Genomic DNA, 23,606 nt, shown 5'->3' on the forward strand with positions numbered 1-23,606 from the left:
CCGGTTTCCCGGCGAAAAGCAGGGCGGGGCGGCGCAGGTAAAGCGCGAAACGCAGGCGATAACCCACTGAAAATAAATAATAAACCCTCACAGGTGGTGAATCAGCATGCGAGGGGTGCAATCAGCCGTCAGTCCGCCATCCAGCCCTGATCGTACCAGTCAGACAGGTCTCCCGGCCACGACAGCGGCGCACCATCCGCACCGCGCAGCACGCCGCTGTCAAACAGGAACCGCGCCATGTCAGTCAGGCGTTCGTGGTCGATCCGGCCCACCGGTGTGGTGCCATCGGTCAGGTAGTGCCCCTCATCGATTACCCGCATGGAACCGCGCACCAGATCGGCATTGGGGAAGTCCCCCGCCGCGATCAGGATTTCCGCCGCCGCCTGCGGGTTTTGCGCCGCCCAGGCATAGCCCCGCGCCGTGGCGGTCATGAAGGCGGAGACCAGTTCAGGATCCTTTGTCAGCGTCGCGGTCTGCGCGCCGATATAGCCGCCCTGAGGTTCCGGCACTCCGTAATCGGCATAGATGAAATGCGATTGCTTGCGGCCCAGAAGCTCGCTGTTGACCCCCTCCCATGTGGCAACCTCCAGAGTGAAATCCACCGCGCCCGAGGCCAGTGCCTCATAGGCGCCGGTGCCCAGAGTCACGGTGTCATAGTCGGCCACACCGCCATCTGCCTCGATCATGGTCGAGATCAGCGCATCCTCCCAGGCGCTGCCAAAGCCCGCGTAGGTCTTGCCCTGCAGGTCCTTGGGGCTGGAAATATCGGGGTGGTCGCTGTTGTAGACCAGCCGCCCGGCCTCGCGTTGCATGGTGACCCACAGCGCGGTGATCTCTGCGCCGGTGGCCTTGGTGCTCATGAAGCCAAGCGCGGTCATATAGGCGAAATCCACGACACCCGCCGCCAGCAGCGCGGTCGAGGCGCTGTCGGAATAGGGCAGGATATCCACCTCCAGCCCGGCCTCTTCGTAAAAGCCCCGTTCCTGTGCCACCACAAGTCCGATGTGGTTGGTGTTCAGCGTCCAGTCGAGCGCGATGCTCACCTCTTCGGCATGGGCCGCCTGCGCGGCCAGAAGGGCGGCAAGGCCAAGCGTCGTGATCCTCATGGTGTCTCCTCCAGTAACATGGATCTGAGCGCGGAGCGCGTGTCGGCCAGAGTGGCCTCCGTACGGTCCGTGCGGGGGGTGGTGATGGGAATGTCGGCCACGATCCGGCCCGGACCGCCCGTCATGACAAGGATGCGGTCGGCCACCTGCGTGGCCTCGTACAGGTCATGGGTGACCATCAGCGCGGCGCGCGGGCGCTCATCCAGCCGGGCAATCAGCCAGTCCTGCATCCGCAGCCTCGTGACCGCGTCCAGCGCCGAGAACGGCTCATCCAGCAGCAGCACGCGGCAATCCTGCACGATGGTGCGCAGGAAGGCTGCGCGCTGGCGCATCCCGCCAGAAAGCTGGTCGGGAAAGCTGTGTTCATGGCCGTCGAGGCCGAAGGCGGGGAAGAGCGCGCGCACGCGGCGCAGGGCGTCGCGCCGGGGCAGACCCGCGAGGTCCAGCCCAAGGGCCGCGTTTTCGCTGATGGTCAGCCATGGGAACAACGTGTCCTGTTGTGGCTGGTAGGCGATCTCGGGGTGGGGCAGGGGGGCGGTTTGGCCGTTTATGGTGGCGCTGCCCGCCACCCGCAATTCCGGCGCCAGAACCCCGGCCAGCCACTTGATGACAGAGCTTTTGCCACAGCCCGAAGGCCCGATCAGGCATGTCAGCTGTCCCATGTGCAGGGTCAGCGACAGGTCGTGGACCAGCGCCGTATCGCCCGCCGTGACGGTCAGCCCGTTGAGGTCAAGCATCCGTGCCCCTCCGAAACCGTCGGCCGGTGGCGCGCTGGATCGCTTCAATGGCGGCCAGCAGGGTCAGTGTCAGCAGGGCAGAGATCACCACGGCGGCCAGCACGAGGTCGGCGCGAAAGTTGTTCTTGGCCGAGAGGATGTAGATCCCAAGGCCCCGCCGCGCGCCCGCGTATTCGGCAAATATTGTCGCCACGATCGCATAGGTGGCCGAGATCCTGAGCCCTGAAAAGAACGAGGCGCGGGCAAAGGGCAGGGTGGCGCGGCGGAACACCTGCCAGCGTGAGGCGCCCATGGACACCAGTTGATCGCGGTAGGCGCGGGGCAGGGCGGCGTAGCCGCTGCTGAGGCTGAGCACCATCGGGAAGAAGGTGACAAGGATCACCAGCAGCACCTTGGGCAAGAGGCCAAAGCCGAACCACAGCACCATCAGCGGGGCCAGCGCCACGATGGGCACCGTCTGACTGCCGATCAGCAGCGGCATCAGCCCGCGCCGCAGCCAGCCCGCGAAATGCAAGAGGACCGACAGCACGAAGGCGAACAGAACCGAGAGGCCAAAGCCGATGCAGGCCACCTGCAGCGTCGCCCCGGCATGGCGGGCGAAGGCGGCGCGTTCCACCCATAGCCCGTTGGCGATGTCGCTGGGTGCGGGCAGGATCAGGGGCGAGGCACCGGAGAGATGCACATAGGCCTCCCACCCGCCCAGAAAACCGGCCACCAGCACGAGGGCCGGGAATATGAATCGCAATACGGACATGGGTCTGGCGGCGGGCGGCAGGTGCCCGCGTTCTGGCCTGCACTCAGCGCAGGCTGGGGCTGTTGGCCGAGGCGGTCAGGTCGATGGTCACGTGACCCTCTGCCGGACCAAAGCGCAGGAAAGCCTGTTGCAGCGTTTCGAACACCGCGCCCGCGTCGCCCCGCAGCCGGGTGCAAAAGTTCTTTGATTTCAGGAAAGTGCCGCTGTTCTTCAGGAAATCGATGCAACCATAGATCTCGTCCATATGGTTGCCCGATCCCATGACGTACAGCGAAAACTGTACGTCGATTTCGACCCCCATGACCGGCGCGGCGCTCAGCGCCTCACGCGCCAGCGCCTGACGTTCGGCCAGCGATTGTTCTTGCGCGCGTTCCAGCGTCTCGCAGCGGCACGTAGGGTCGTCCGGTTCGCCGGGGCAGCCGCGCGACAGGGTGACATGCATGGTCACATGCTCCGGGCGGCGGGCGGTGGCGGCAAACAGGTCGCGCATCGCGCCAAACAGCGGGGCAGGGGCGCCCACCATCAGGGTCGAGATATCGTCGGTCTCGATCCGCAGGTCGTTTTTGTAAGGGGTGAGAGCAGATAGCCCAGTTGTGATGACCTCGACGAAGTCGGATGTCATCGGATAAAGCGACACTTGCGCGCCTATGAACATGGTAGCACCTCGCTCCGCTGGTATTATCCAGATCAGCTGTGAAGGGTTCGCGCCCATGCGCATCTCAGCCCCAAATCGGAGCACCCCCGGTTATGTGGCGCCAAACTGTGGCAAGTTGCGGAGACTGTCAAGCGGCCCGATTTGCCCGCGCTTCGGCGGGGCAGGGAGGGCCGTTCAGATCTGCAGATCGGTCTCGTAGGTGGTCAGGATCCAGTCGGGCAGCTGTGGGGCGGCCTGTGTCAGGCGGCCCTGTGTAAAGACCAGCATCCGTTGCGGCGGCTGATTGAGACGCGAGTTGTCGAAGACCATGCCGCGATCTGCTTGCAGGACCGCTGCGCGGATCAACGGCTGACTGCGGGCAAAGCGCGCGCGGATCTTGTCCTCCGGCACGTCATGGCCTCCCTCCTCTGTCCGGCCGCGGACACGGCCCACGGACAGGTCAGGGCTGTCGACGCCCACGTGCATCACGATCACCAGGTAGCCGCGCGCGCGGGCGACCTGAATGATCTCCAGCTTGGAGGGATGCGAAAACACTGTCTCGGTCGCAAAGCTCTGCCCCGCCGCCAGCAGCTCTGCCCGGCGGGCGGCGGCCAGCGTGGCGGCCTTATAGGAGGCGTTCATGGAGGGGTCGCGCAGTTCATCCCGCTGAATGATGTCGGCGTTGATGAAAGGACCCGCGAAGCTGGGCGCGACGCGGGTCTGGTAGAGGGTCGACTTGCCGGCGCCGTTGGGTCCGGCAAGCAGGACAAGGCTGGGTCTCATGCGGCTGGGTTTTCCCCGGCGCGGATCAGGTTGCCGCCCGCGTCAAGGCCGACACCCCGGCCAAGCACCTGACGTTTGGCATAAAATGCCTCTTCCGCCGCTGACGGATGTGCCATCTTTTCGGTGAAGGCGTCGAGCCATGCGGCCTCTTCATCCTCGCGCAGTTGGGTGGTGTCCAGCTTGCCCTCCAGCGCGGCGGAGATGCGGGTGTAGTCAAAGCTGCCGGAGTGTTCGATCGCCCGGCCAATGCGCAGCCAGTGGGTGATCTGTCCGGCCACGGACCGGCTGTGCAGGTCGGCCTCACGGCGGACAAGGGCCATGACATCGTCTGAGAGTTTCACGGATTGCGCCATCTTCGCCTCCTTTGATCCTGTAAAGGTAGCAAAATGCTACCTTGATTTCAAGGTGCGGGAAGGCGTCTGCAGGTCTTCGCGCCTGTTGCCGCGTCCGTTTGGATCACCGCTCGGATCTTTCGATTGACGGACGGCTGCGTGGCGTGCTGAGGCCGACAGGCGCAATGGTTGCGGGATAGGGGCGCCGCCAGAACGGATCGTGGAAAGGGCCGTCTGGCGGGGATTTGGCGTCCGGCACGTTCTTGTCCGCATGGCCCGTGGCCAGCCCCTGCAACAGGCTTGCCGCCAGTTCCGCATCCAGCCGCGCGCGCACGTCGGGGTGTGCGTCGATGACATTGTCCTGTTCGCCGGGATCGGTCTGCAGGTCGAACAGGGCCTCTGTTCCGTTGCCATAGCGCACCAGCTTCCAGCGCGGATCGCGCAGCATGAACCCGCCAGAGGTGGCCCCGGCGATGCAGCGCGCGGGGTCCGGATCGGAGAGGCGTCTGCCCTGCGCCTGTGGCGCGGGCGAAAGGCCGGCCCAGTCCAGAAAGCTGGGGAACAGATCAATCAGCGAGGCCGGGGCGGTTTCGACCCGTGCCTGAGGCGCGCGAAAATCGGTGACGATCAGCGGCACACGGATCGAGGATTCGTGGAAGAACCCTTTGCCCATCAGCCCGAAGTCGCCAAGATAGTCGCCGTGGTCAGAGGCAAAGACGATGATCGTGTTCTCCAGCCGCCCGGTGTCTCGCAGCGTCTCGATCAGCAGAGCCACGTCCTCGTCCAGCCGTTCCACTGACACCGCGTAATGATGCCGGATGGCGCGGATCTGGTTGTCGGTCAATTCGCTGTAGTCCAGATCGGCCCAGTCACGTTTGTACCCGGCGATATGCCCGGGCATGTGGGTGTCGCTTTCCGCCGTCCGGGGCAGGGCGCCGGGCATGGATCCCGGATCTACCCGGCTCAGCGCCTCAGAGGGAGGGTCGTAGGGGCAATGCGGTCCGGGAAAGCCAACCATCATCGCAAAGGGCTGATCGCCTTTCAGGCTGCGCAGGTGATCTGCGGCGCGGTGCGCGACCCAACGGTCAGGCTGCAGGTGATCGGGTAAGGGATTGGTGCTTGCCCCCTTGGTCTCGTAATAGCCGGGCATCTCCTTGCCGTGCAGCTTGGCAAAGCCTTCGGCCTGCAATGCGTGGTGGTAATCGTCGCGCACATGGATGTGGCGCTTGTCCTCGGCGATCACCCGGTTCTGAAAGCCCTCCGCGATGTCCCAGGGATAGAAATGCATCTTGCCGATGGCCGAGGTGCGATAGCCTGCCTTGGCCAGAATCTCGGGCCATGTGTGTATCCCCATCTGCTGCCGGTCAGGGCGCAGCCAGCACATGTTGTGAGTGATGCCCGTCGCGTGGGCGTGTTGTCCGGTCAGCATCGAGGCGCGGGCCGGGACGCAGATCGGCGAGGGCGAGATCGCGGTCTCCCACCGGGTGCCTTTGGCGGCGAGGGCGTCTATAGCCGGGGTGTTCAGGAAACCCGCGCCGTAGCAGCCAAGGAAATCCGGGCGCAGCTGGTCCGGCAGAAGGAACAGAATATTTGGCGGTTGGCTCATGACGTGTCCTTGGTTGATATTTTCAGTTGCACGATTCCGGCGGCGAGGATGAGCGTGATGCCCGCGGCGCCTGTCAGGTCGGGCAGGTAGCCCCAAAGTGCGGCGTCAAAGGCCAGCGACCAGAGCACGCTGGTGTAACGCAGCGGTGCGATCCGGCTGAGTTCCGACCGCCGCAGCGCCGCGATGATCAGCACATTGGCCCCGACGAAACCCAGCGCCGCAAAGGCGATCAGCCCGGCATCGGTCTTTTCCGGCCAGACCCAGGGGGCGCTTGCGGGCAGCGCCGCCGCGACACCGCCCACCAGCACCAGCGACACCAGCGCGATGCGGAAAGTGTCGGTTTGAGGCGGCAGGCGCCGGGTGGTCACGTCCCGAAAGGCATAGGCCAGCGTCGAGATCAGGGCGAGCGCGATGCCGGGCGGAGAGAATTCCAGCCCCGGTTGCAAGATCATCAGCGTGCCAGTGCAGGCCAGCGCCAGTGCGAGCCAGTTGCCGGGCCGCAGGCGTTCCCCCAGAAACACACCCGACAGGATCACCGACAGCACCGGCAACGTGGCGTGGATGCTGGCCAGAAGCGACAGCGGGATTTCGAAGATCGCCAGAGAAAAGGTCAGCGCGGCCAGCGCATCCAGCCCCGCGCGTGTCATGCCGCGCGGCCCGATCATCCGGGCGGGCCCTTTGGGGCGCGCCGCAATGATCCCCGCAATGATGACGAAGGCCAGCGCCGAACGCAGGGCTATCGCCTCACCCGAGGGGATCGGCCCGAGTGCCTTGAGCGCAACGCCCGAGGCGACGCCGCTGAACAGCGCGATCAGGGCAAGGCCTTGGCCGCTGTCGGGCGTCACTGTGGCCAAGGGGATGTCACCTCTACGAGGTTGCCGGCCGGGTCCTCGAAGAAGGTCCAGAGCACCCCGGATGCGCCATGGCGGGGCGGGTGCAGCGGCCTGATGTTCTGGTTGGCCAGATGGTGTAACATCGCGAAGAGGTCCGGCGTGTGCAGGCCGAAGTGGCCCGGCGCCGCGGTGTCCCTGTCCGCCAGAAGCTCTACGAAGACGGCGCCGCGCCGCATCTGCTGCAACGCGATCCGGCCTGCATCGTCCAACCGTTGAAAACCGGGTTCGAACCCGAAGGCGACGTAGAATGCCATGCTCTGTTCCGGCTCCGGCGCGGCAATCGCAACGTGGTTCAGGGTCAGTTCGGGTGTAGTGCTCATGCGGCGACCTGGTCGGGCCAGAGGCTTTTCGCTGCCCGCGTCAACCCGGCGAGCGTGGCCGCATCCGCATCCACCTTGTCAAAGCGGACGCCCCTGTGGTCCAGCGCCCGTTCATAGCGGTCGGCCAGGACTCCGCTGGCCATCAGGAGAACCGGACTGGCCGCTTCTTGGGCGGCGCATTCCGCGCCGATCAGAACGCCGGACAGGAAAGAGGCCAGATCCTCAGGTGCCATGCCGCCGGTCAGGGTGCTGGCACGGGCGGCAAAGACCGCGTGCGACAGGGGCAGAGCGGCGGCGCGGTCGAGGCCGCGCAGGAATGCCGCTTCGTTGTAGTCCGACCCCTGCGCCAAGGCGCCGACAAGGGATTGTTGCAACAGGAGCTGAAACAGCTCGCCGGTGACGAAGGTGCGGAACCCAGTCAGAGCATCACCCTCAAGCTGCGCCCATTTGCTATGGGTGCCCGGGATGCAGATGGTGGCGGTTGTCTTGCCGGTCAGGGCAGCCGCGCCAAAGATCTGGATCTCTTCGCCGCGCATCACGTCCTCGCCGCCCGCGGTGGCTCCGGGCAGAATCACCATGCGGCGCCCGTCGGCATCGAAATGCGTAGCCTGCCCGCCCAGATCGTCGAAGGTGACCGGGCAGGGCGCATAGGCTGCCTCGACCCAGCCGGTGCGCGATCCGACCATGCCCTGCATCAGCACTGGTGCCTCCGGGGCGGCATCGAACCATGTGCTGCAATGCCGTCTGATGACGCCGGCAAAATCCCGCTCTGAAACGGTTTTCAACCCGTCCGGTCCCTTTCGCGTGTCGAGAACCTGCCCCGCGCGGTCCAGCGCCCAGGCCCGAAACGACGAGCTTCCCCAGTCGACCGCGATGAAGGTGATGCGTGACATGCCGAATGTCCTTTCTCGTGAAAATACATTGACAGGCTACGCGCCTCGAACTTATGTTTCAACTATGAAACGTTAGTTGCATATAATGGGACTGAACCATGAATAGACCGCTGAAGGGCATCCTGCCGATTGTACCGACCCCTTTCGGCGCCGACGGTCCGGCCGAAGAGCAGTCGCTGAAGCGGGTGGTCGTTCATGCGATCGAGGCGGGGGCCTCGGCCCTGGTCTATCCCGGCGTGGCCAGCGAGGACCTGTTCCTGACGGCGGATGAGCGGCGCAATTGCCTGTCACTGGTGTCGCGACTGGCGGGCGGGCGACTGCCGGTGATCGCGGGCGTCAATTCTGCCGATCCGGCGGAGATGGTCGAGATCACCCGCATGGCGGTCGAAAACGGGGCCGACGGCATCATGGCCATGGCGGTGCCCGCGATGGAGGATCAGGTTGGTTCCTGGTTCGCCAGGATTGCCGATGCGCTTGGCCCCGACCGGCCGATCATTCTGCAGAACCTGTTCAAGCCGCGGGGCGCGGATCTGAGCGCCGAAGAGATGCTGACGCTGGCAGCCGAGGTCCCGGCCATCCGCTACGTCAAAGAAGAGGGGATCCCCTCCGGTCCCAAGGTATCCAAGCTGGTCGCCGGCTGTGGCCCGGATCTGGACGGGGTGATCGGGGGTGGGGGGGCGCGTTACCTACTCGAAGAGCTGGATCGCGGCGCGATTGCAACGATGCCTGCCATCGAGCTGCTGGAGCTGCACGTGGCGCTCTATCGCGCCTACATCTCGCATGACCGGAAAGAGGCGCTGCGGCTGTACGAAACCTCTCTTCCGCTGCTGTTGATTCAGGCACCCTACAGGATGCGTCTGACCAAGCTGATCCTGAAAAGCCGGGGGTTGATCGATTGCGACGACGTGCGTGAGCCGTTGCCGGAGATGGACGCCGAGCTGAAAGAACTGGCGCTGGAGTTCTACGAGCGCACCGTGCAGGCGCCGGAGATGGCCGATGCATAAACGGATCGAACGGATCGAGGTCTTTGCCTTCGAGCGCAGCCGGGGAAAGAGCTATCTTGGCAACATGGGTGACGGTGAATTCGCGCTTGGCAGTCATCACATCGTGCGCCGGTTCAACGGCACGGTCTATCCGCGCATGGATCGCTCTGTGGTGTTGCGCCTGACCGACAGCGACGGCGCAACGGGCTGGGGCGAGACATACGGCCTTGTCGCGCCGGGGATCATTGCCGCCCTGATCGAGGATCTGCTGGGGCCCTACCTGATGATGCTGGATCCGGCGCGTCCGGATCAGATCTGGGACAAGCTGTATGAATTGCAGCGGGTTCGCGGCTATTGGGGCGGCTATCTGGCGGATACGCTGGCCGCCTTGGATATCGCGCTTTGGGATCTCTATGCGCGCAGCCGGGGCGAAAGCCTGCAGGCGGCGCTTGGCGCGGCCGGCTCGGGCACGGTGCCCGCCTATGTCTCTGGCCTGCCGGAGCCAACCAAGGCGGCGCGGCTGGAGTTGGCGCAAAGCTGGCAGTCGCGGGGTTTTGACATGGTCAAGATCCCCGTCAGCCACAGTGACGACGGCGATGTGCGGGGCGAATTCGATAGTCTGCGCGCGGGGTTGGGCGACGGTCAGAAGATCGCCGTCGACGTGCACTGGACGCGTACGGCCGAAGAGGCCATCGCCCTTGGGCAAGAGATCGCGCCCTTTGATCCGTGGTTCATCGAGGCGCCGGTCGCCGCCGAGGACATTGCCGCTCAGATCAAGGTGCGGCAGGGCATCACCTGCCCGCTGGCGCTTGGCGAAGAATGGCGCACCACCTGGGATTACATCCCGCGTCGGGAGGCTGCGCAAATCGTCCAGCCCGAGATGGGCCACACCGGCATCACCCAGTTCATGCGCATCGCGGAACTGGCGCGGGCCGGAGAGGCAGCTGTCATTCCGCATGCGACCATCGGGCTGGGCATCTTTGCCAATGCGAGCTTTCGCGCTGCACTGGCCGCCAAGGCTGAGGCGCATGAATTCCAGCACACGATCTATCCCGCCAACGCTGCGCTGCTGGAGGGGACAGCGACCTGCGAAAACGGCCTGTTCAACGTGCCGGACACCCCGGGCCACGGCGTCACGCCCAACGCGGACGGCATGGCTCACCTGAAGACACTGCTGACGCTATAAGTCTCAACGAGGAGGAGACCCCCATGAAAACCCTGAGAAAAACCGCCATTTGCGCGTTACTTGCCGCCAGCACAATGCTGACGGCCCTGCCTGCCGCTGCCGACGAAACACTGACCTTTGTCAGCTGGATGAAGGACGAGCCGGGCTACGGCGACTGGTGGAACGAGATCATTGCCGAGTTCGAGGAAACCCACCCCGGCGTGACCATCAACATGTCACGCGTGTCACGCGCCGAATATGCCGACACGATGTTCACCATGTTCGCGGGCGGCAACCCGCCGGACATCGTGCATCTGGCCGCTTTCGAATTTCAGCCCTTTGCCAACGAAGGCTGGATGGAGCCGCTTGGCCCCTGGATCGAAAAGTCCGGGCTGGACCTGACGGGTTGGGCGGGGCAGTCCACCTGCGAATGGAAGGGCGAGACCGTCTGCATCATGTTGCTCTATACCGGCTTTGTGATGGCCTATAACGAAGCGATCTTTGCCGAGGCGGGCGTCGAGGTGCCGACCGATTGGGATGGTTACCTCAAGGCCGCGCAGGACCTTCGCAAGGATACCGACGGCGACGGCATTCTGGACCAATACGGCATCGCGCTGCCCTTTGACGACCCGGCCAGCGTCATGCAAGAAGCGCTGAACTTCGTCCTCGATACCGGCGGTCGCTGGACTGTGGATGGCGAACCCGCCTTCGACCGCCCGGAGGTGATCGAGGGCCTGGCACGCTACAAGATGCTGTTCCGCGAAAGCCTGACCCCGAAAGAGCTGTCTTCGGCCGACGTGCGGCAATTGCTGCTTGAGGGTCGCCTGGCGATGACCGTCGATGGCGGCTGGATCAACAACACTTTCCGCAGCGCCTCGCCCGAGGTGCAGCAGCACCTGAAGATCACGCAATCGCCGTTCTCTCCGCCGCTGGGCGGCACCTCCAACGTGCTGGGCATGTCCGCCGACATGTCGGACGAGAAGAAGGAGCTGGTCTGGGATTTCATCGAGATGACCGCCTCGCCGAAATACCAGCAGCGTTTCGCGGAATGGGCCAAGACGCCCGCGCCGCGGCCGGGCATGGACTACACGCAGCTGATGGCGGACAACCCGTCCTTCGAGGTCCTGGCCAAGGCGGCCAAGGACGCGGCCGCGGCCGATGTCGACCGCCTGCCCAAGGGGCTGGAGCTGGAGAACAACGAGGTGGTCAAGATCTTCTACAAGGTTGCCCAACAGATGATCCTGCAGGATCTTGATCCGGCCGAGGCCGCAAAACGCCTGCAGAAAGAGGTCACGCGCATCAAGGACTGACCTCTTCATCAACCGGCCGGTGCCCCGCGTCGCGGGGCCCGGCCCGACAAGGGCAAAAATTCAAATGACCGACACCACTTCCCCGCAACGCGCCAGAGCCGAAGGCAGGTTGATACCGATGATCGATTTCAGCGCCCCGCGCCACCGCGCCAAGTTCGGGTATCTTCTGCTGGCGCCAGCCGTGCTCTTGATGGCCGTGATCATCGTCTATCCGATCCTGCTGTCCGTCAGCATTTCCATGCAGGACGTGCGGATCGCGCGCATCGGCGACGGCGGCAAGCCCTGGACTCTGGAGAATTACCAGTGGCTCTTTGGATCGGGTGAAACATGGCAGGCGCTGTGGGTCACCTTCAAGCTGGTCGCCGTGGTGGGTGGTTTGTCGGTCATCATCGGCTTTGCCACGGCAATGCTGGTGAACCAGAAATTCCACGGGCGTGCGGCGGCGCGGCTGTTCGTGGCGCTGCCATGGGCGGTGCCGGAGGTGGTGGCCACCGTGATCTGGGCCTGGATGCTCGACAGCTCCTTCGGGCTGGTGAACTGGCTTCTGCTCAAGTCGGGAACGGTCACCGAGCCCATCGCCTTTGGCTCTGATCCCAATGCCGCCTTTGCGGCCGTCTGTTTCGTAATGATCTGGAAAGGCTATCCGCTGATGTCGATCATGCTGCTGGCCGGGCTGCAATCCATCCCGGAAGAGCAGTATCAGGCGGCCAAGGTCGACGGCGCGGGGGTCTGGCAGCGGTTCTGGTACATCACCCTGCCCAACATGCTGCCAGTGGTCGGTGTAACGCTGGTGATGACGACGCTGTGGGTGTTCCGCGATTTCGCCATCATCCACGTGCTGACGCAGGGCGGGCCGCTGGGTGCGACGACGACCCTGTCAATCCTGACGTATGAGCAGAGCTTTGCGTTCTTCCGCATGGGGCAGGGGGCCGCCGTAGGCGTGCTGACCATGGTGCTCTGCGCGATCATCAGCCGGGCCCTTGTCGGGCGCATGGCGAAATCGGTGCACTGAGGGAGCAGCAATGGAAAAGAGACATCCTCTTGGCACTTTCGCGCTATATGCCACGGTCATCCTGACCTGCGCGCTGTTGCTTTTCCCGATCTACTGGATGGTGGTGACGGCCCTGCAACCGGCCTCGAACCTGCGGGCCTACCCGCCGCAGTTCTGGCCAGCGGACCCACAATGGAACGTCTTTGCCGATATCCTGGCAAAACATCCATATATGCTGTGGTTCACCAACACGATCCTGATCGCCTTTGCCACGATGACCATCTCGCTGGCGGTGTCCATCCTTGCCGCCTATGCGCTGTCGCGGTTCCGGCTGCGCGGGGGTACCGGGTTGGGGCTTTTCATCCTGACGTCCAAGATGCTGCCCGCAACCCTGCTGATCATTCCGCTCTTCGCAATCTTCCGATCGACCGGGTTGGTGGGGTCGCTCTGGTCGGTGGTGATCGCGCAGGCGACGCTGATCGTGCCCTTCTGCACCTGGATGCTGAAGGGGTATTTCGACACCATGCCGCCGGAGTTGGAACAGGCCGCGCTGGTCGATGGCTGTTCGCCGCTTGGCACGATCTTTCGCATCGTGCTGCCGGTGGCGGCCCCGGGGCTGGCGGCGACCGCGCTTTATGCCTTTGTGGTCAGCTGGTCGGATTTCCTGTTCGGCCGCACCTTCCTGACCACCAATGACGAAAGCTGGACTTTGCAGATGGGCATCGCCTCGCTCAAGGGCGAGTTCGTGACCGAATGGAACGTCATCATGGCGGGTTCCATCATGGCCTCCATCCCGATCATCATCGTCTATCTCTTCCTTGAACGTTTCCTCGTCGGTGGTCTGGCCGCCGGGTCCGAGAAGTAACGGAGCACACACATGTCAACCGTCCAATTCGATCAGATCAAGAAAAGCTATGGCGCGGTGGAAGCGATCCGCGATTTCAACCTCGATATTGCGGATGGAGAGTTCTGCGTGTTTGTCGGTCCCTCGGGCTGTGGCAAATCCACTGCGCTGAAAATGCTTGCGGGGCTTGAGGCCACCAGCGGCGGCACCATCAGCATCGGGGGGCGCGATGTGACAGAGCTTGGCCCCGGCAAGCGCGACATCGCGATGGTGTTCCAGAATTACGCTCTGTACCCGCATATGTCGGTACGCAAGAACATCGGTTTCGGCCTGAAAATGCAGGGCATGCCGGCCAATGACATCAACGCTAAGGTGGAAGAGGCCGCGCGGGTGTTGGAACTGACGCCCTATTTGGATCGCAAGCCGCGCGCCCTGTCCGGTGGTCAGCGACAGCGGGTGGCTCTGGGCCGGGCCATCGTGCGCGAGCCCAAGGCGTTTCTGATGGATGAGCCGCTGTCGAACCTTGATGCCAAGCTGCGGGTGCAGACCAGGTCGGAAATCGTTAAGCTGCAGAAACGGCTGGGGGTGACCACGATCTATGTCACCCACGACCAGACCGAGGCGCTGACCATGGCCGACAAGATCGTGGTAATGAAAGGCGGCGAGATCCAGCAGGTGGGCACCGCCGAGGACCTCTTTCACACGCCCCGGAACATCTTTGTGGCCGGGTTCATTGGCTCACCGGGCATGAACTTCTTCCACGGCAAGGTGTCGGCGGGACCTGCCGGGCCGGTGACCCGTTTCGGCGAGGTCGAGATCCCGCTGCCCGAGAAATGCGCAGCCATGGTCGGGCGCGACATGGTCTTTGGCATCCGGCCAGAACACATGCGCGTGTCGGACAGCGGCCCGGCCGTGGGGTTGTCGCTGGTCGAAAACCTTGGCACCGAAAAGATCCTGCACTTCCACACGCCGGCGCAGAACATGATCGAACTTGACCGTACGGCACTGGCCAATGACGAGGAACGCGATGCGCAGACCATGCTGATCCGGGTCATCGACGACCGGCGTTACAGCGATGGCGAGGCGCTCAACCTTTCTTTCCCGGTTGATAAAATTCATGTATTCGACCCCGATACCAACGAGGTCGCGGGCTGAACATTGGACAGGTTCGACAAAATCGCCGAGAGGTTTCCGGGCGCCGGGACTTTGGTCAAGGGCATCCAGATCGTCGAGATCCTTGACGAGATCGGGCGCCCGGCCACCTCGACCGAGTTGCTGGCGGCCTCCGGGCTGCCCAAGGCGACCTTCTACCGCCTGCTGGGGGCCTTGATCGAATTTGGCTACGTCCGCCACGATGCCCGATTGAAGACCTATGCGCTGGGTCATCGGCTGATCGAACTGGCCAGCAAGTCCATGACCAGTTTCGACCTGCGCAGCGCGGCCGAGGGCGAAGTGCTGCGCCTGTCCAAGGAGTTGAACGAAACCGTCAGCCTGGCGGTGATGGAAGGCGACCGCATCATCTATGTCGATGTGCGCCGCCCGCCGAACCCCCTGGCCATCGGGGTCGAGATCGGTCGCGAATTGCCCGCGCTGGCCAGCGCCTCGGGTCATGCGATCCTGTCGGCCATGCCGCCGCACCGGGTCAACGGCATGATCGGCGGTCTGTCTGCGGACGAACAATCCTCGCTGCTGGCGGATTTTGCCATCAGCCGGGCGCGGGGCTATTCGCTGGCAAATTCGCGCAGTCTCGAAGGGGTTGTCGTTATCGCCGTTCCCGTCAACGGGCCGCCGGGCATGGGGCAGGGGGCGATCGTCGTCACCGCCCTTGCCAGCCGACTGCCCTATGAACGCCGCCACGTGATCGGACGCGACCTGATGGAAGCGGCGCGCCGGGTCGTGGGCAATATCGGAAGCGCCCCTGTGAGCATCACCGCAAATCCGCGCCGAACGGCGCATGTCGAAGAAGGGCTGGAGTGTCTGTCCGCCGCCGGGGCTATCGTGGGCGAAGGCCCGGTCTGGGATGCGCGCGAGGGCCTGTTGCACTGGGTCGATGTCGCGGCCCCGGCCTTTCACACCTATGATCCGAAGCGCGGCGAGGATCACATGATCCAGGCGCCTTACCTGATCAGCGCCGTACTGCCCGCAACAGGCAATGCCATGGTCGCTGTCACCCAGAACGGGCTGGAGCGGTACGACCCGGTGACCGGCAAGCTGCAGACCATCCACGACCCCGAGGCGCACATGCCCTCGAACCGGTTCAACGATGCCAAGACCGATCCGGCGGGCCGTGTCTGGACCGGCTCGATGAGCCTTGATGCCTCGATGCCCTCGGGCTCTCTCTATCGGTTTGACACGGTAACGGACGCCAAGGCGGTGGACGGTGGGTTCCAGGTGTCCAACGGGCTGGACTGGAGCCCGGACGGCGGGACGTTCTACTTCACCGATACCGCGCTTGGGATCGTCTTTGCTTATGACTTCGACGCTGCATCCGGCGGGCTTTCGAACCGGCGCACATTCCTGACCTTCGATCCGGCGGACGGCAAGCCCGACGGGCTCTGCGTGGACAGCGAAGGCAATCTCTGGGTGGCGATCTGGGATGGCTGGCGCGTGGCCTGCTATGGCCCGGATGGCGCCTTGAGGCGCGAGATCGACATGCCGGTGCCGCGCCCGACGAGTTGTTGTTTCGGCGGGGCGGACATGAAACGGCTGTTCATCACCTCGGCCTCAATCCGCCTGCCTGCCAGCGTTCTGGAAGAAGCGCCGCTGTCCGGCGCGCTTTTTGCCATAGACGTTGATGTGGCTGGGCAGCCGGTGCGGGAGGTGGCGCTGTGAACCTGGCCTGGGATTTTTCCGACCGGCACGTGATGGTCACAGGGGCGGCGGCGGGCATTGGCCGTGCAACGGCGCTGGGATTTGCCGCCGCAGGCGCGCGGGTCAGTGCGGTCGATCTGAACGCCGAAGGGGTGGCCGAGACGGCAGAACAGTCCGGACGGATCGACGCGCACGTCTGTGATCTGGCAAATGGCGACAACATCCGCGCGATGGTTGAGGAGGCCACCACGGCGCAGGGGCCGGTGACCGTGTTGGTCAACAACGCCGGTGTGGACCGGCGCATCCCCTTTGACACGCAGACCGAAGAGGAATGGCGCTGGATGATGGCGGTGAACCTCGACCATCACGCGCTGTTGTCGGGGATTGTCGCGCCGGGCATGGCCGGGGCGGGCGGCGGGGCGATCGTCAATCTTTCGTCCACCGCCTGGATGAAGCTGGCCGGGAACCTGACCGCCTATCACACCGCCAAGGCCGGGATCGTCGGCCTGACACGCGGGTTGGCGCGGGATCTGGGACCGAAAGGTATTCGCTCCAATGCCATTGCGCCGGGCCGCGTGGTGACCGAGCGGGTCGCCGGACAGGTGAGCGACGAATGGGTGGCCGAGACCCATGCGCTGCAATGTATCCCGGATTTGATCCGCCCTTCGGACATCGCGGATTGCGCGATGTGGCTGGCGTCAGATGCCGCGCGTATGGTGACGGGCCAGTGCATCGTGGTGGATGGTGGCGTGGTCTGAAGAGCGACGCCGATCCGAAGCGTTCAGGCGCCGGATCACCCTGCCCGGATCACCCTGCTGGGTGCAGCTTGACCACGTCGGCGAGTCTGGCGGATGAGTCCGCCAGGTGTTCTTTCATCCGTTCTCGCGCGGCCTCTGCCTGCTTGTCCTTGATGGCGTCCGCAATGGCCCGGTGCAGCGGGATGGATTTTCGGTTCTGGCCTTCGTCCGGGTTGGTCAGGCGGATCGACAACATCAAACCGGCGAAAATCGCGTTCTCGAGCGCGTCAAGATACCGGTTGTTGGCGGCGCGCAGCACCGCGATGTGAAAGCGCGCGTCGGACAGGACGTACTGGCTGTTCTCGGCGGCGTGGGTTTCCATCTGGTCAACGGCGCCGAGTATGGCGGCCAGTTGCGCGTCGGTTCGGCGGGTGGCGGCATGAAAGGCCGCGTCTGGCTCGATGGATTGGCGAAGTTCCATCAAGTTCAGCAGGCGCTCATCCTCGATGGTCAGCGATTGGTGCCACATCAGCACATCGCGATCCAGCATCTGCCAATGATGGACATCCTGAACACGGGTGCCGATGCGCTGGCGCACTTCCAGAAAGCCCTTTGCGACCAGCATCTTGACCGCCTCGCGGATGACCGTGCGGCTGACGCCGAACTCTTCGCAGAGGGCGTTTTCGTCAGGCAGCAACTGACCGGGTTCAAGCTGCCCGTCGAGAATGCGTTCCCCGATCTTGCGCGAAATCTGCCCTGACAACGAACGTGACAGGGTGTGTGGTGTCGGGATCAGAACATCTGTGTCGGGAGTGGCCATACCGCGATACCTCCAGCCTTTCGAAAATCATAATACCATTATGAGTCCAGGCAAAGCGGAACTGCGCTGGCTAACTTCTATGCTCTATTTGTATATTGATATTATGTTTTGGTCAAGATAAGTTTTGTCGGCAAAATAGGAGAATGCCGATGTTATCACATCAAGACCGTACCGAAGCCGCGCGCAGGTTGCTTCTGGCAGAGGAGACGCGTGTTCAGGCCGAACGCCTGTCACAGAGCTATCCGGGAATAGATATCGAAGACGCCTATGCGATCAGCCGCGAAGTGGCGCAGACTCGGCAGCATCGCGGGGACCGGTTGATCGGCCACAAGGTCGGGCTGACGTCCAAGGCGATGCGCGCCGCGTCAAAGATCGACGAGCCGGACTATGGCCACGTGTTCCAGAGCATGCTGATCGAGGACGGCGCAACCGTGCGCCATGCGGATTTCTGCGTCCCACGGGTAGAGCCGGAATTGACCTTCATTCTGAACGCGCCCTTGCAAGGCCCAGACCTGACGTTGGACGATGTGATCGCTGCAACCGAATGGGTTGTCCCGTCAATCGAGATCATCGACGCGCGGGTGACCGAGCCGCGTCGCATCTTTGATACCGTGGCCGACAACGGCGCTGCTGCGGGCCTGATCCTTGGCCATACCCGCTATCGCCCCGATCAGATCGACTGGCGGTGGGCCGGCGCACTGTTCCGCCGCAATGGCGAAATCGAGGAAACCGGGATCGCGGCGGGGGTGATGGATCACCCGGCCAATGCGGTGGCCTGGCTGGGCAACAAGCTCGCGGCCTATGGTGGCGCACTGGAGGCCGGGCACATGATCCTGTCAGGCTCGTTCACGCGGCCGGTCTGGGCCGAGTCGGGTGATCTGCTCGAAGCCGATTTCGGTCCACTGGGCGTTGTGTCGGTGGCGTTTTCATGACGGCGGCGCATTTGAAGGCGGTGCCGGATCAAGGCCCGGGATACTTGATCGGAGACTCATGGAGCACCGAGTCCGACCTGCCAGCCATGGCCGTGATCAACCCGGCCACCGAAGAGCGGTTGTACGACGTGCCCTGTTGCGGACCCGATCATGTTGCCCGCGCGCTGGAACATGCCAGGGTGGGATTCAAGGTCTGGTCGGCCACGCCGGGGTGGCAACGGGCACAGGTGCTGCGGCGGATTGCCGAAGAGATCATCAGGCGTCGCGAAGACTTTGGCCGCGCCATCGCGACGGAAATGGGCCGTGTCTATTCGATAGCCGTGGGAGAAGCGGAGTCCGCCGCCGGGCATTTCATCTGGATGGCGGGCGAGGCAGAGCGGCTGTACGGTCAGGCGATTCCGTCACGGTTCGGGGGCGACTTGAGGATCACGCCGGAACCGGTCGGAATTGTCGCGGCCTTCAGTCCGTGGAATTTCCCGCTCAGCCTGCCTGCACGCAAACTGGCGCCGGCCCTCGCAGCTGGCTGTGCGGTCATCCTGCGCCCGTCAGAGCAGACGCCGACGGTGGGCGCGCTGCTTGGCGAATGCTGCCTCGCGGCGGGGCTGCCGGCAAGTGTTGTCCAGATCCTGCAGGGGGATCCGATCGGTGTGTCGCCGGCCTTGCTGGCCTCTGACGAGGTGCGCAAGATCTCTTTCACCGGGTCCACGCGTGTGGGGCGGTTGCTAATGGAGCAGTCGGCGCAGACCGTCAAACGGGTGTCGATGGAACTGGGCGGCCATGCGCCGCTGATCGTTTGCTCGGACGCCGACATACCGGCGGCGGCCCGCTTGACGGCGCGCGGCAAGTTCATGAACAGCGGACAGGTTTGCGGGTCCCCCAGCCGGTTCCTGTTGCATGAAAGTATTGCTGCCGAGTTCACAGATATCTTTCTTGAAGAGGCGCGGGCCCTGCGTCTTGGCAATCCGATGGATCCGCAAACGACCATGGGGCCTCTGGCCAGCCCCGTGCAGTTGGACAAGCTGGAAAGCCTTGTCGAGGACGCGGTTCAGCGCGGGGCGGTGCTGCGTCTGGGCGGGGGCCGTGCGAAAGATCAGGCGCGGGGGTACTTTTTTGAACCTACCGTGCTGGAAGGTGTTCCCGAAGACGCGCGGATCATGCGTGAGGAACCCTTTGGCCCGGTGGCGCCGCTGGCGACCTACACGGATCTTGACGATGCGATCCGGCGGGCCAATGACACCGAATACGGCCTGGCTGCCTATGCCTTTACCCGCAGCGAAGCGACTGCGCAGCGGCTGTCGTCGGAATTGCAATCAGGCATGGTCGGGATAAACAACTTCATGCTGGCCCATGCCGAGGCCCCTTTCAGCGGGGTCAAACATTCCGGCATCGGGATCGAGGGCGGCCAGATGGCCATTCGCGAGTACCTGAACTTCAAGACGACACATACCCTTCTTGAGGTTCCGGCGGCCTGACCGCAGCCTTGTTCGGACCGACGGGGCCACCGCAGCGATGCGGTGGCCCCTCTTTCTTTAACCTTTGAGCGGGAGCCAGACGGCCATCGTGTTGTCGTCACGATTGTTCCACGCAAAATACGGGATCAGCGTGACATCAACGGTGCCGGTTGGTGCTGTGGCCAGCGGCGCATAAAGCTCTTTACCGGTCCATGCCGCACGGCGGGGCAGGTGGGTCCGCAGCAGGGCGAGATCCTCGAATATCCCGGTTCCGGGGGTCTTTTCGAAGGTGGTTTCCGCTGTCAGAGCGACTTCGTCGATGCTCATGCCCTCGGGCAAGTCTGCGCCTTCGAGGCAATAGACCATCGGTCCGACCATCACCGCAGCCTGGTTGCGGGTTTCTTCGACTTCGGGTCGCGCAACAAGGATGCGCGGCGACATGTCGAAGCACAGTTGGATCTTGTCACCGGTTTTCCAGTTGCGGGACAGGGGCAGATAGCGGGAGCCTTCCCCGGCCACCTCCACGCTTTCACCATTCACTTGAACCGACGTTTCGGCGCTCCATCCGGGCAGGCGCAGGTTCAGGGTGGTTTCCGCCTCCGGCGCGGCCTCAACAGTCAGTGTGACATCCCCGGCCCAGGGGAAGTCCGAGCTTTGCGTCAGAGTGATCGGCCCGGCGGCCAAATCGGTTTCCAGCCGGTTGCCGCCATAAAGATGCACCCAGACGGCCGCGTCCGCAGTGGAATAGGCCCAGCGGTGCAGACCGGCAATCGTGCGCGTCACCTGAGGCGGACAACAGTAACAGGTCCAACGGGTCCAACGACGCGGGGAGTCATTGTTGCCGATGAACTGTTTTTCACCATTGAACCGCAGCGGGTTGGAATAGGTGAAATGCGTCCCGGCCAGTGACACGCCCGACAGGCCGGTGTTGTACATCACCTGTTCCATCACGTCGGCATAACGGGCATCGCCGGTCAGTTGCAGCATCCGCCAGCTCCACATCGCGTTGGAGATATTGGCGCAGGTCTCGTTGTAGGCGGTGTCGGAGGGCAGCTGGTAAGGGCGGCCATAAGCCTCGGCGATCTGTTCATAGCGCGGATGACTGCGTTCCGAGGTGCCCTTGTGCAGCGCGCCGATGCCGCCGGTGATGTACATCTTGCGATAGGTGGAGTCCTCCCAGATGCGGGTGATCGCCTGCATCAGCGGCGCCTCGTCGGTTTCCATCACGATGTCCGCGGCACCGGCCCAGAGGTAGGGGCCGGTCACGCAATGACCCACGGCCTCTGTCTCTTTCAGCAGCGGCACACGGGCCTGGCTCTGGTCGCCGTTGTTGCCGGGCAGGTCCGGGTGCATTCCGCGGTTTTCGACGCAGATCCGGGCCAGTTCCAGATACCGGGCGTCGCCGACTTCGCGATACAACTCGACCAGCCCCATGATCTGCGAGGGGTTGAAGCCGAACCGGGCGAGGTCGGGATCGCGGGTGATGAAGGTGTCATAAAGGTAGTCTGCCGCACGCAGGGCTATGTCCAGGAACTTGCCTGTGCCGGTCACTTGGTGATGCAGGCAGGCCGTCGTGAAGAGATGGCCGAGGTTGTACATCTCGTGATGTTCGATGTCGGTCCAGCGGCCAAGATCGGTCAGGGTGATCTGGGTGTTGAGATAGCCGTCCTCTTCCTGTGCGGCGCTGATCGTGTCGATGTAGGCCTCCATCAGGGCGGTCAGGTCCGGGTCGGGGGTGACATCGGTCAGCAGCAGGATCGATTCCAGCGCCTTGTAACAGTCACCATCGCTCCAGTACCGCCCGTGAAAGGCGCCGCCCCCGGCGACAACGGTGCGGAAGTTTCCGAAATAGGCTGCGTTTGCCGGGTCTTCCATGGCGTCCAGCACGCTGTGAATCGACTCGGTTCTGACAAGGGCCTGCTTGTCCGCCCAAAAACCATCGGTCCAGCGCACGGCCTTGTCCGAAGGGCGGCGCAGCCTGGCGTGCGTGCTCACCAGCGTCGGTTTGGCTCCATCCATGTCTCTGTTCTCCAAGAATTTATCTGTGAATGCCTTGCCGCTGTGTTCTGCGGCGCGGGGCGAAAAATGAGCAGCCATCTTGCTTTTTGATCTGGCTTGACGGATGCTGCTCAAACATATTATGTTTATTTTTGTCGATAAAATGCAATACCAGCGACAAGATCCATTGGAGGAGGAAACGATGATGACCTTGAAACAAAGCGTGGCGCGGCTGTGCCTGTGCCTGCCCATCGTGGCAGGGGCATTGACCATCGAAGCGGGTCCGGCCATGGCCGAAGGGCAGGTGCATCTCTTCCACCGGTCAGCGGCGGAATCGGCGCGGGCGCCGCGCATGGCGATGTGGAACCACTGCGCCGAAAAGCTGGACATCGAGTTGATCGAGAACTTCTCGCCGCCCAAGCAGTACGAGGTCCAGCTGCCGGTGCAGTTGTCCAGCTCGACCCCTCCGGACATCTATGCCTACTGGGCCGGCGGTCGGTCGCAGTTCCAGGCTGAAACCGGCAAGATCCTGGCGCTGAACGATCTTTGGGAGGAGATCAAGGACAACTACCCCGAGGGCGTGCAGGCCACCAGCACCGAACCGGACGGCAATGTCTACACCATCCCGACCACGTTCCAGCCTAATGTCTTCTGGTACAACAAGCGTGTCTTCGCGGAACACGGTCTGGAGGCCCCGCAAAGCTGGGAAGGGTTGCTGGATGTCGCGGCCAAGCTGAAAGAGGCGGGCGTGACGCCCTTCATCCTCGGGTCGAAATCCGGGTGGGAGCCGCTGCTCTGGTTCGACTACTTCGTTCTGCGCACCGCCGGATCGGATTTCCGCAACGGCCTGATGAGCGGCACAGAAAGCTATCTTGACCCGCGCGTGGTCGAGGCGATGGAGCTTTGGAAAGGTTTGCTGGAAGCGGGTTATTTCAATGACCGCACGTCCAGCCTTGGCTGGCAGGAAATGGCGACCAAGTTCATCTCGGGTGATGGCGCGATGGAGCTGATGGGCACCTGGACCGTGGGCACCTTCATCACGGGCGGGCTGGAACCCGGCGCCGATTTCGACGTCTTTGACTTCCCGATGATCAAGGACGGCATCGACCCCGCCGTCGAGGGGGCCGTCGAAGGGTGGGCCGCCAGCGGGGCAGGCGAGAACACCGACAATGCCATCGCAATGCTGAAATGCGTGTCCGAGACCGAACCGCAGGCGCTGTTCGCCGCACAGGCGCAACGGATGGCCGCCAACAAGGATGTGCCGATCGAAATCTACGAACCGGCGTCGTTTCAGCCGACGATCAAAAAGTTCCAGGACATGCTGGGCGCGCCCTTTCACCAGAACCTTGAACTGGCGACGCATCCCGGCGTGACCGAAGTGGCCAAGCGCGAACTGCCCCGCTTTCTCGCCTATCCGGACCAGTACATGAAAGTGCTGGAGATGCTGGAAGACCGTCGCAATGACGTCTTTGGCGACAGCTGAGGCCGTGGGGTCGGGCCGGGGCA

Annotated in this window: 23 protein-coding genes and 1 riboswitch; of the genes, 11 read left to right on the forward strand and 12 right to left on the reverse strand. The window is 63.6% G+C overall.

The annotated features are described in order from the left end of the window. Positions 1-128: 128 nt before the first annotated feature. The 10 genes from ACTXGA_RS19865 to ACTXGA_RS19910 form a co-directional block, all read right to left on the reverse strand. Entirely contained in the window at positions 129-1,106 is a 978-nt protein-coding gene (locus tag ACTXGA_RS19865; RefSeq protein WP_443396360.1) for an ABC transporter substrate-binding protein, read from the reverse strand. Continuing rightward, on the reverse strand, positions 1,103-1,843 hold the full coding sequence (locus ACTXGA_RS19870; RefSeq protein ID WP_443396362.1) for an ABC transporter ATP-binding protein: 741 nt from the start codon (positions 1,841-1,843) through the stop codon (positions 1,103-1,105). Before ACTXGA_RS19870 ends, ACTXGA_RS19865 begins: the two co-directional genes overlap by 4 nt. Next, positions 1,836-2,597 carry an ABC transporter permease gene (locus ACTXGA_RS19875; protein WP_443396363.1) on the reverse strand — a complete coding sequence of 254 codons (762 nt, stop codon included), beginning with the start codon at positions 2,595-2,597 and terminating at the stop codon, positions 1,836-1,838. The genes ACTXGA_RS19870 and ACTXGA_RS19875 overlap by 8 nt, the downstream gene beginning before the upstream one ends. A gap of 43 nt (positions 2,598-2,640) precedes the next feature. Further along, the gene (locus ACTXGA_RS19880) at positions 2,641-3,252 is read right to left on the reverse strand and encodes a YkoF family thiamine/hydroxymethylpyrimidine-binding protein (protein ID WP_443396364.1); all 612 of its coding nucleotides are present in this window, start codon (positions 3,250-3,252) and stop codon (positions 2,641-2,643) included. Beyond that, positions 3,245-3,350, reverse strand: a riboswitch (TPP riboswitch). Its footprint overlaps the gene before it by 8 nt. A gap of 76 nt (positions 3,351-3,426) precedes the next feature. After that, on the reverse strand, positions 3,427-4,014 hold the full coding sequence (locus tag ACTXGA_RS19885; RefSeq protein ID WP_443396365.1) for an ATPase: 588 nt from the start codon (positions 4,012-4,014) through the stop codon (positions 3,427-3,429). Next, the gene (locus ACTXGA_RS19890; RefSeq protein WP_443396366.1) at positions 4,011-4,367 is read right to left on the reverse strand and encodes a TA system antitoxin ParD family protein; all 357 of its coding nucleotides are present in this window, start codon (positions 4,365-4,367) and stop codon (positions 4,011-4,013) included. Before ACTXGA_RS19890 ends, ACTXGA_RS19885 begins: the two co-directional genes overlap by 4 nt. 103 nt (positions 4,368-4,470) lie before the next feature. Further along, positions 4,471-5,952, reverse strand: a complete 1,482-nt coding sequence (locus ACTXGA_RS19895) for a sulfatase family protein (RefSeq protein ID WP_443396368.1) — start codon at positions 5,950-5,952, stop codon at positions 4,471-4,473. After that, a complete protein-coding gene (locus tag ACTXGA_RS19900) occupies positions 5,949-6,797 on the reverse strand; it encodes a DMT family transporter (protein ID WP_443396456.1) in 849 nt (282 codons plus the stop codon). The genes ACTXGA_RS19895 and ACTXGA_RS19900 overlap by 4 nt, the downstream gene beginning before the upstream one ends. Next, entirely contained in the window at positions 6,794-7,165 is a 372-nt protein-coding gene (locus ACTXGA_RS19905; RefSeq protein ID WP_443396369.1) for a VOC family protein, read from the reverse strand. Before ACTXGA_RS19905 ends, ACTXGA_RS19900 begins: the two co-directional genes overlap by 4 nt. Continuing rightward, a complete protein-coding gene (locus ACTXGA_RS19910; protein ID WP_443396371.1) occupies positions 7,162-8,058 on the reverse strand; it encodes a 2-dehydro-3-deoxygalactonokinase in 897 nt (298 codons plus the stop codon). Before ACTXGA_RS19910 ends, ACTXGA_RS19905 begins: the two co-directional genes overlap by 4 nt. Positions 8,059-8,156: 98 nt before the next feature. Here ACTXGA_RS19910 and ACTXGA_RS19915 point away from each other — a divergent pair, with 98 nt between their 5' ends. The 8 genes from ACTXGA_RS19915 (at position 8,157) to ACTXGA_RS19950 (ending at position 16,920) form a co-directional block, all read left to right on the forward strand. Continuing rightward, positions 8,157-9,062 carry a dihydrodipicolinate synthase family protein gene (locus ACTXGA_RS19915; protein ID WP_443396373.1) on the forward strand — a complete coding sequence of 302 codons (906 nt, stop codon included), beginning with the start codon at positions 8,157-8,159 and terminating at the stop codon, positions 9,060-9,062. After that, positions 9,055-10,227: a mandelate racemase/muconate lactonizing enzyme family protein gene (locus ACTXGA_RS19920; protein ID WP_443396375.1), complete on the forward strand. Its 1,173-nt coding sequence runs from the start codon at positions 9,055-9,057 to the stop codon at positions 10,225-10,227. The genes ACTXGA_RS19915 and ACTXGA_RS19920 overlap by 8 nt, the downstream gene beginning before the upstream one ends. Positions 10,228-10,250: 23 nt before the next feature. Beyond that, positions 10,251-11,516, forward strand: a complete 1,266-nt coding sequence (locus ACTXGA_RS19925; protein WP_443396377.1) for an ABC transporter substrate-binding protein — start codon at positions 10,251-10,253, stop codon at positions 11,514-11,516. Positions 11,517-11,634: 118 nt separating this feature from the next. Further along, positions 11,635-12,528, forward strand: a complete 894-nt coding sequence (locus ACTXGA_RS19930) for a carbohydrate ABC transporter permease (RefSeq protein ID WP_443396378.1) — start codon at positions 11,635-11,637, stop codon at positions 12,526-12,528. 10 nt (positions 12,529-12,538) lie between these two features. Continuing rightward, positions 12,539-13,372, forward strand: coding sequence for a carbohydrate ABC transporter permease (locus tag ACTXGA_RS19935; RefSeq protein WP_443396380.1), 834 nt, complete (start codon positions 12,539-12,541; stop codon positions 13,370-13,372). Positions 13,373-13,384: 12 nt separating this feature from the next. After that, positions 13,385-14,506 carry an ABC transporter ATP-binding protein gene (locus tag ACTXGA_RS19940; RefSeq protein ID WP_443396381.1) on the forward strand — a complete coding sequence of 374 codons (1,122 nt, stop codon included), beginning with the start codon at positions 13,385-13,387 and terminating at the stop codon, positions 14,504-14,506. Between the two features lie 3 nt (positions 14,507-14,509). After that, positions 14,510-16,183 (forward strand): SMP-30/gluconolactonase/LRE family protein, encoded by a 1,674-nt coding sequence (locus ACTXGA_RS19945; protein WP_443396382.1) that lies wholly within the window; start codon positions 14,510-14,512, stop codon positions 16,181-16,183. After that, positions 16,180-16,920 (forward strand): SDR family NAD(P)-dependent oxidoreductase, encoded by a 741-nt coding sequence (locus ACTXGA_RS19950; protein WP_443396383.1) that lies wholly within the window; start codon positions 16,180-16,182, stop codon positions 16,918-16,920. The genes ACTXGA_RS19945 and ACTXGA_RS19950 overlap by 4 nt, the downstream gene beginning before the upstream one ends. Positions 16,921-16,969: 49 nt before the next feature. Here ACTXGA_RS19950 and ACTXGA_RS19955 read toward each other — a convergent pair whose 3' ends face one another. Further along, positions 16,970-17,719 carry a FadR/GntR family transcriptional regulator gene (locus tag ACTXGA_RS19955; RefSeq protein WP_443396385.1) on the reverse strand — a complete coding sequence of 250 codons (750 nt, stop codon included), beginning with the start codon at positions 17,717-17,719 and terminating at the stop codon, positions 16,970-16,972. Positions 17,720-17,868: 149 nt separating this feature from the next. Here ACTXGA_RS19955 and ACTXGA_RS19960 point away from each other — a divergent pair, with 149 nt between their 5' ends. Next, the gene (locus ACTXGA_RS19960) at positions 17,869-18,651 is read left to right on the forward strand and encodes an FAA hydrolase family protein (protein ID WP_443396387.1); all 783 of its coding nucleotides are present in this window, start codon (positions 17,869-17,871) and stop codon (positions 18,649-18,651) included. After that, positions 18,648-20,123: an NAD-dependent succinate-semialdehyde dehydrogenase gene (locus tag ACTXGA_RS19965; protein ID WP_443396389.1), complete on the forward strand. Its 1,476-nt coding sequence runs from the start codon at positions 18,648-18,650 to the stop codon at positions 20,121-20,123. Before ACTXGA_RS19960 ends, ACTXGA_RS19965 begins: the two co-directional genes overlap by 4 nt. Before the next feature lie 57 nt (positions 20,124-20,180). On the opposite strand, the gene ACTXGA_RS19970 is transcribed toward ACTXGA_RS19965, so the two are convergent. Further along, the gene (locus tag ACTXGA_RS19970; RefSeq protein ID WP_443396391.1) at positions 20,181-22,121 is read right to left on the reverse strand and encodes a glycoside hydrolase family 127 protein; all 1,941 of its coding nucleotides are present in this window, start codon (positions 22,119-22,121) and stop codon (positions 20,181-20,183) included. Positions 22,122-22,302: 181 nt separating this feature from the next. Here ACTXGA_RS19970 and ACTXGA_RS19975 point away from each other — a divergent pair, with 181 nt between their 5' ends. Then, positions 22,303-23,583: an ABC transporter substrate-binding protein gene (locus ACTXGA_RS19975; protein WP_443396393.1), complete on the forward strand. Its 1,281-nt coding sequence runs from the start codon at positions 22,303-22,305 to the stop codon at positions 23,581-23,583. Positions 23,584-23,606: the final 23 nt, after the last annotated feature.

The organism is Antarctobacter jejuensis (genome assembly GCF_052266595.1).
In the GTDB taxonomy this organism is placed as follows: domain Bacteria; phylum Pseudomonadota; class Alphaproteobacteria; order Rhodobacterales; family Rhodobacteraceae; genus Antarctobacter; species Antarctobacter jejuensis.

Excerpts from the sequence above, each read along its gene's own strand:
- ACTXGA_RS19935 (WP_443396380.1), top strand. The coding sequence starts at position 12,539 with ATGGAAAAGAGACATCCTCTTGGCACTTTCGCGCTATATGCCACGGTC.
- ACTXGA_RS19970 (WP_443396391.1), bottom strand. The coding sequence starts at position 22,121 with ATGGATGGAGCCAAACCGACGCTGGTGAGCACGCACGCCAGGCTGCGC.
- ACTXGA_RS19960 (WP_443396387.1), top strand. The coding sequence starts at position 17,869 with ATGTTATCACATCAAGACCGTACCGAAGCCGCGCGCAGGTTGCTTCTG.
- ACTXGA_RS19870 (WP_443396362.1), bottom strand. The coding sequence starts at position 1,843 with ATGCTTGACCTCAACGGGCTGACCGTCACGGCGGGCGATACGGCGCTG.
- ACTXGA_RS19955 (WP_443396385.1), bottom strand. The coding sequence starts at position 17,719 with ATGGCCACTCCCGACACAGATGTTCTGATCCCGACACCACACACCCTG.
- ACTXGA_RS19890 (WP_443396366.1), bottom strand. The coding sequence starts at position 4,367 with ATGGCGCAATCCGTGAAACTCTCAGACGATGTCATGGCCCTTGTCCGC.
- ACTXGA_RS19930 (WP_443396378.1), top strand. The coding sequence starts at position 11,635 with ATGATCGATTTCAGCGCCCCGCGCCACCGCGCCAAGTTCGGGTATCTT.
- ACTXGA_RS19925 (WP_443396377.1), top strand. The coding sequence starts at position 10,251 with ATGAAAACCCTGAGAAAAACCGCCATTTGCGCGTTACTTGCCGCCAGC.
- ACTXGA_RS19965 (WP_443396389.1), top strand. The coding sequence starts at position 18,648 with ATGACGGCGGCGCATTTGAAGGCGGTGCCGGATCAAGGCCCGGGATAC.
- ACTXGA_RS19975 (WP_443396393.1), top strand. The coding sequence starts at position 22,303 with ATGATGACCTTGAAACAAAGCGTGGCGCGGCTGTGCCTGTGCCTGCCC.
- ACTXGA_RS19915 (WP_443396373.1), top strand. The coding sequence starts at position 8,157 with ATGAATAGACCGCTGAAGGGCATCCTGCCGATTGTACCGACCCCTTTC.
- ACTXGA_RS19905 (WP_443396369.1), bottom strand. The coding sequence starts at position 7,165 with ATGAGCACTACACCCGAACTGACCCTGAACCACGTTGCGATTGCCGCG.
- ACTXGA_RS19865 (WP_443396360.1), bottom strand. The coding sequence starts at position 1,106 with ATGAGGATCACGACGCTTGGCCTTGCCGCCCTTCTGGCCGCGCAGGCG.
- ACTXGA_RS19875 (WP_443396363.1), bottom strand. The coding sequence starts at position 2,597 with ATGTCCGTATTGCGATTCATATTCCCGGCCCTCGTGCTGGTGGCCGGT.
- ACTXGA_RS19940 (WP_443396381.1), top strand. The coding sequence starts at position 13,385 with ATGTCAACCGTCCAATTCGATCAGATCAAGAAAAGCTATGGCGCGGTG.
- ACTXGA_RS19885 (WP_443396365.1), bottom strand. The coding sequence starts at position 4,014 with ATGAGACCCAGCCTTGTCCTGCTTGCCGGACCCAACGGCGCCGGCAAG.
- ACTXGA_RS19880 (WP_443396364.1), bottom strand. The coding sequence starts at position 3,252 with ATGTTCATAGGCGCGCAAGTGTCGCTTTATCCGATGACATCCGACTTC.
- ACTXGA_RS19920 (WP_443396375.1), top strand. The coding sequence starts at position 9,055 with ATGCATAAACGGATCGAACGGATCGAGGTCTTTGCCTTCGAGCGCAGC.
- ACTXGA_RS19910 (WP_443396371.1), bottom strand. The coding sequence starts at position 8,058 with ATGTCACGCATCACCTTCATCGCGGTCGACTGGGGAAGCTCGTCGTTT.
- ACTXGA_RS19895 (WP_443396368.1), bottom strand. The coding sequence starts at position 5,952 with ATGAGCCAACCGCCAAATATTCTGTTCCTTCTGCCGGACCAGCTGCGC.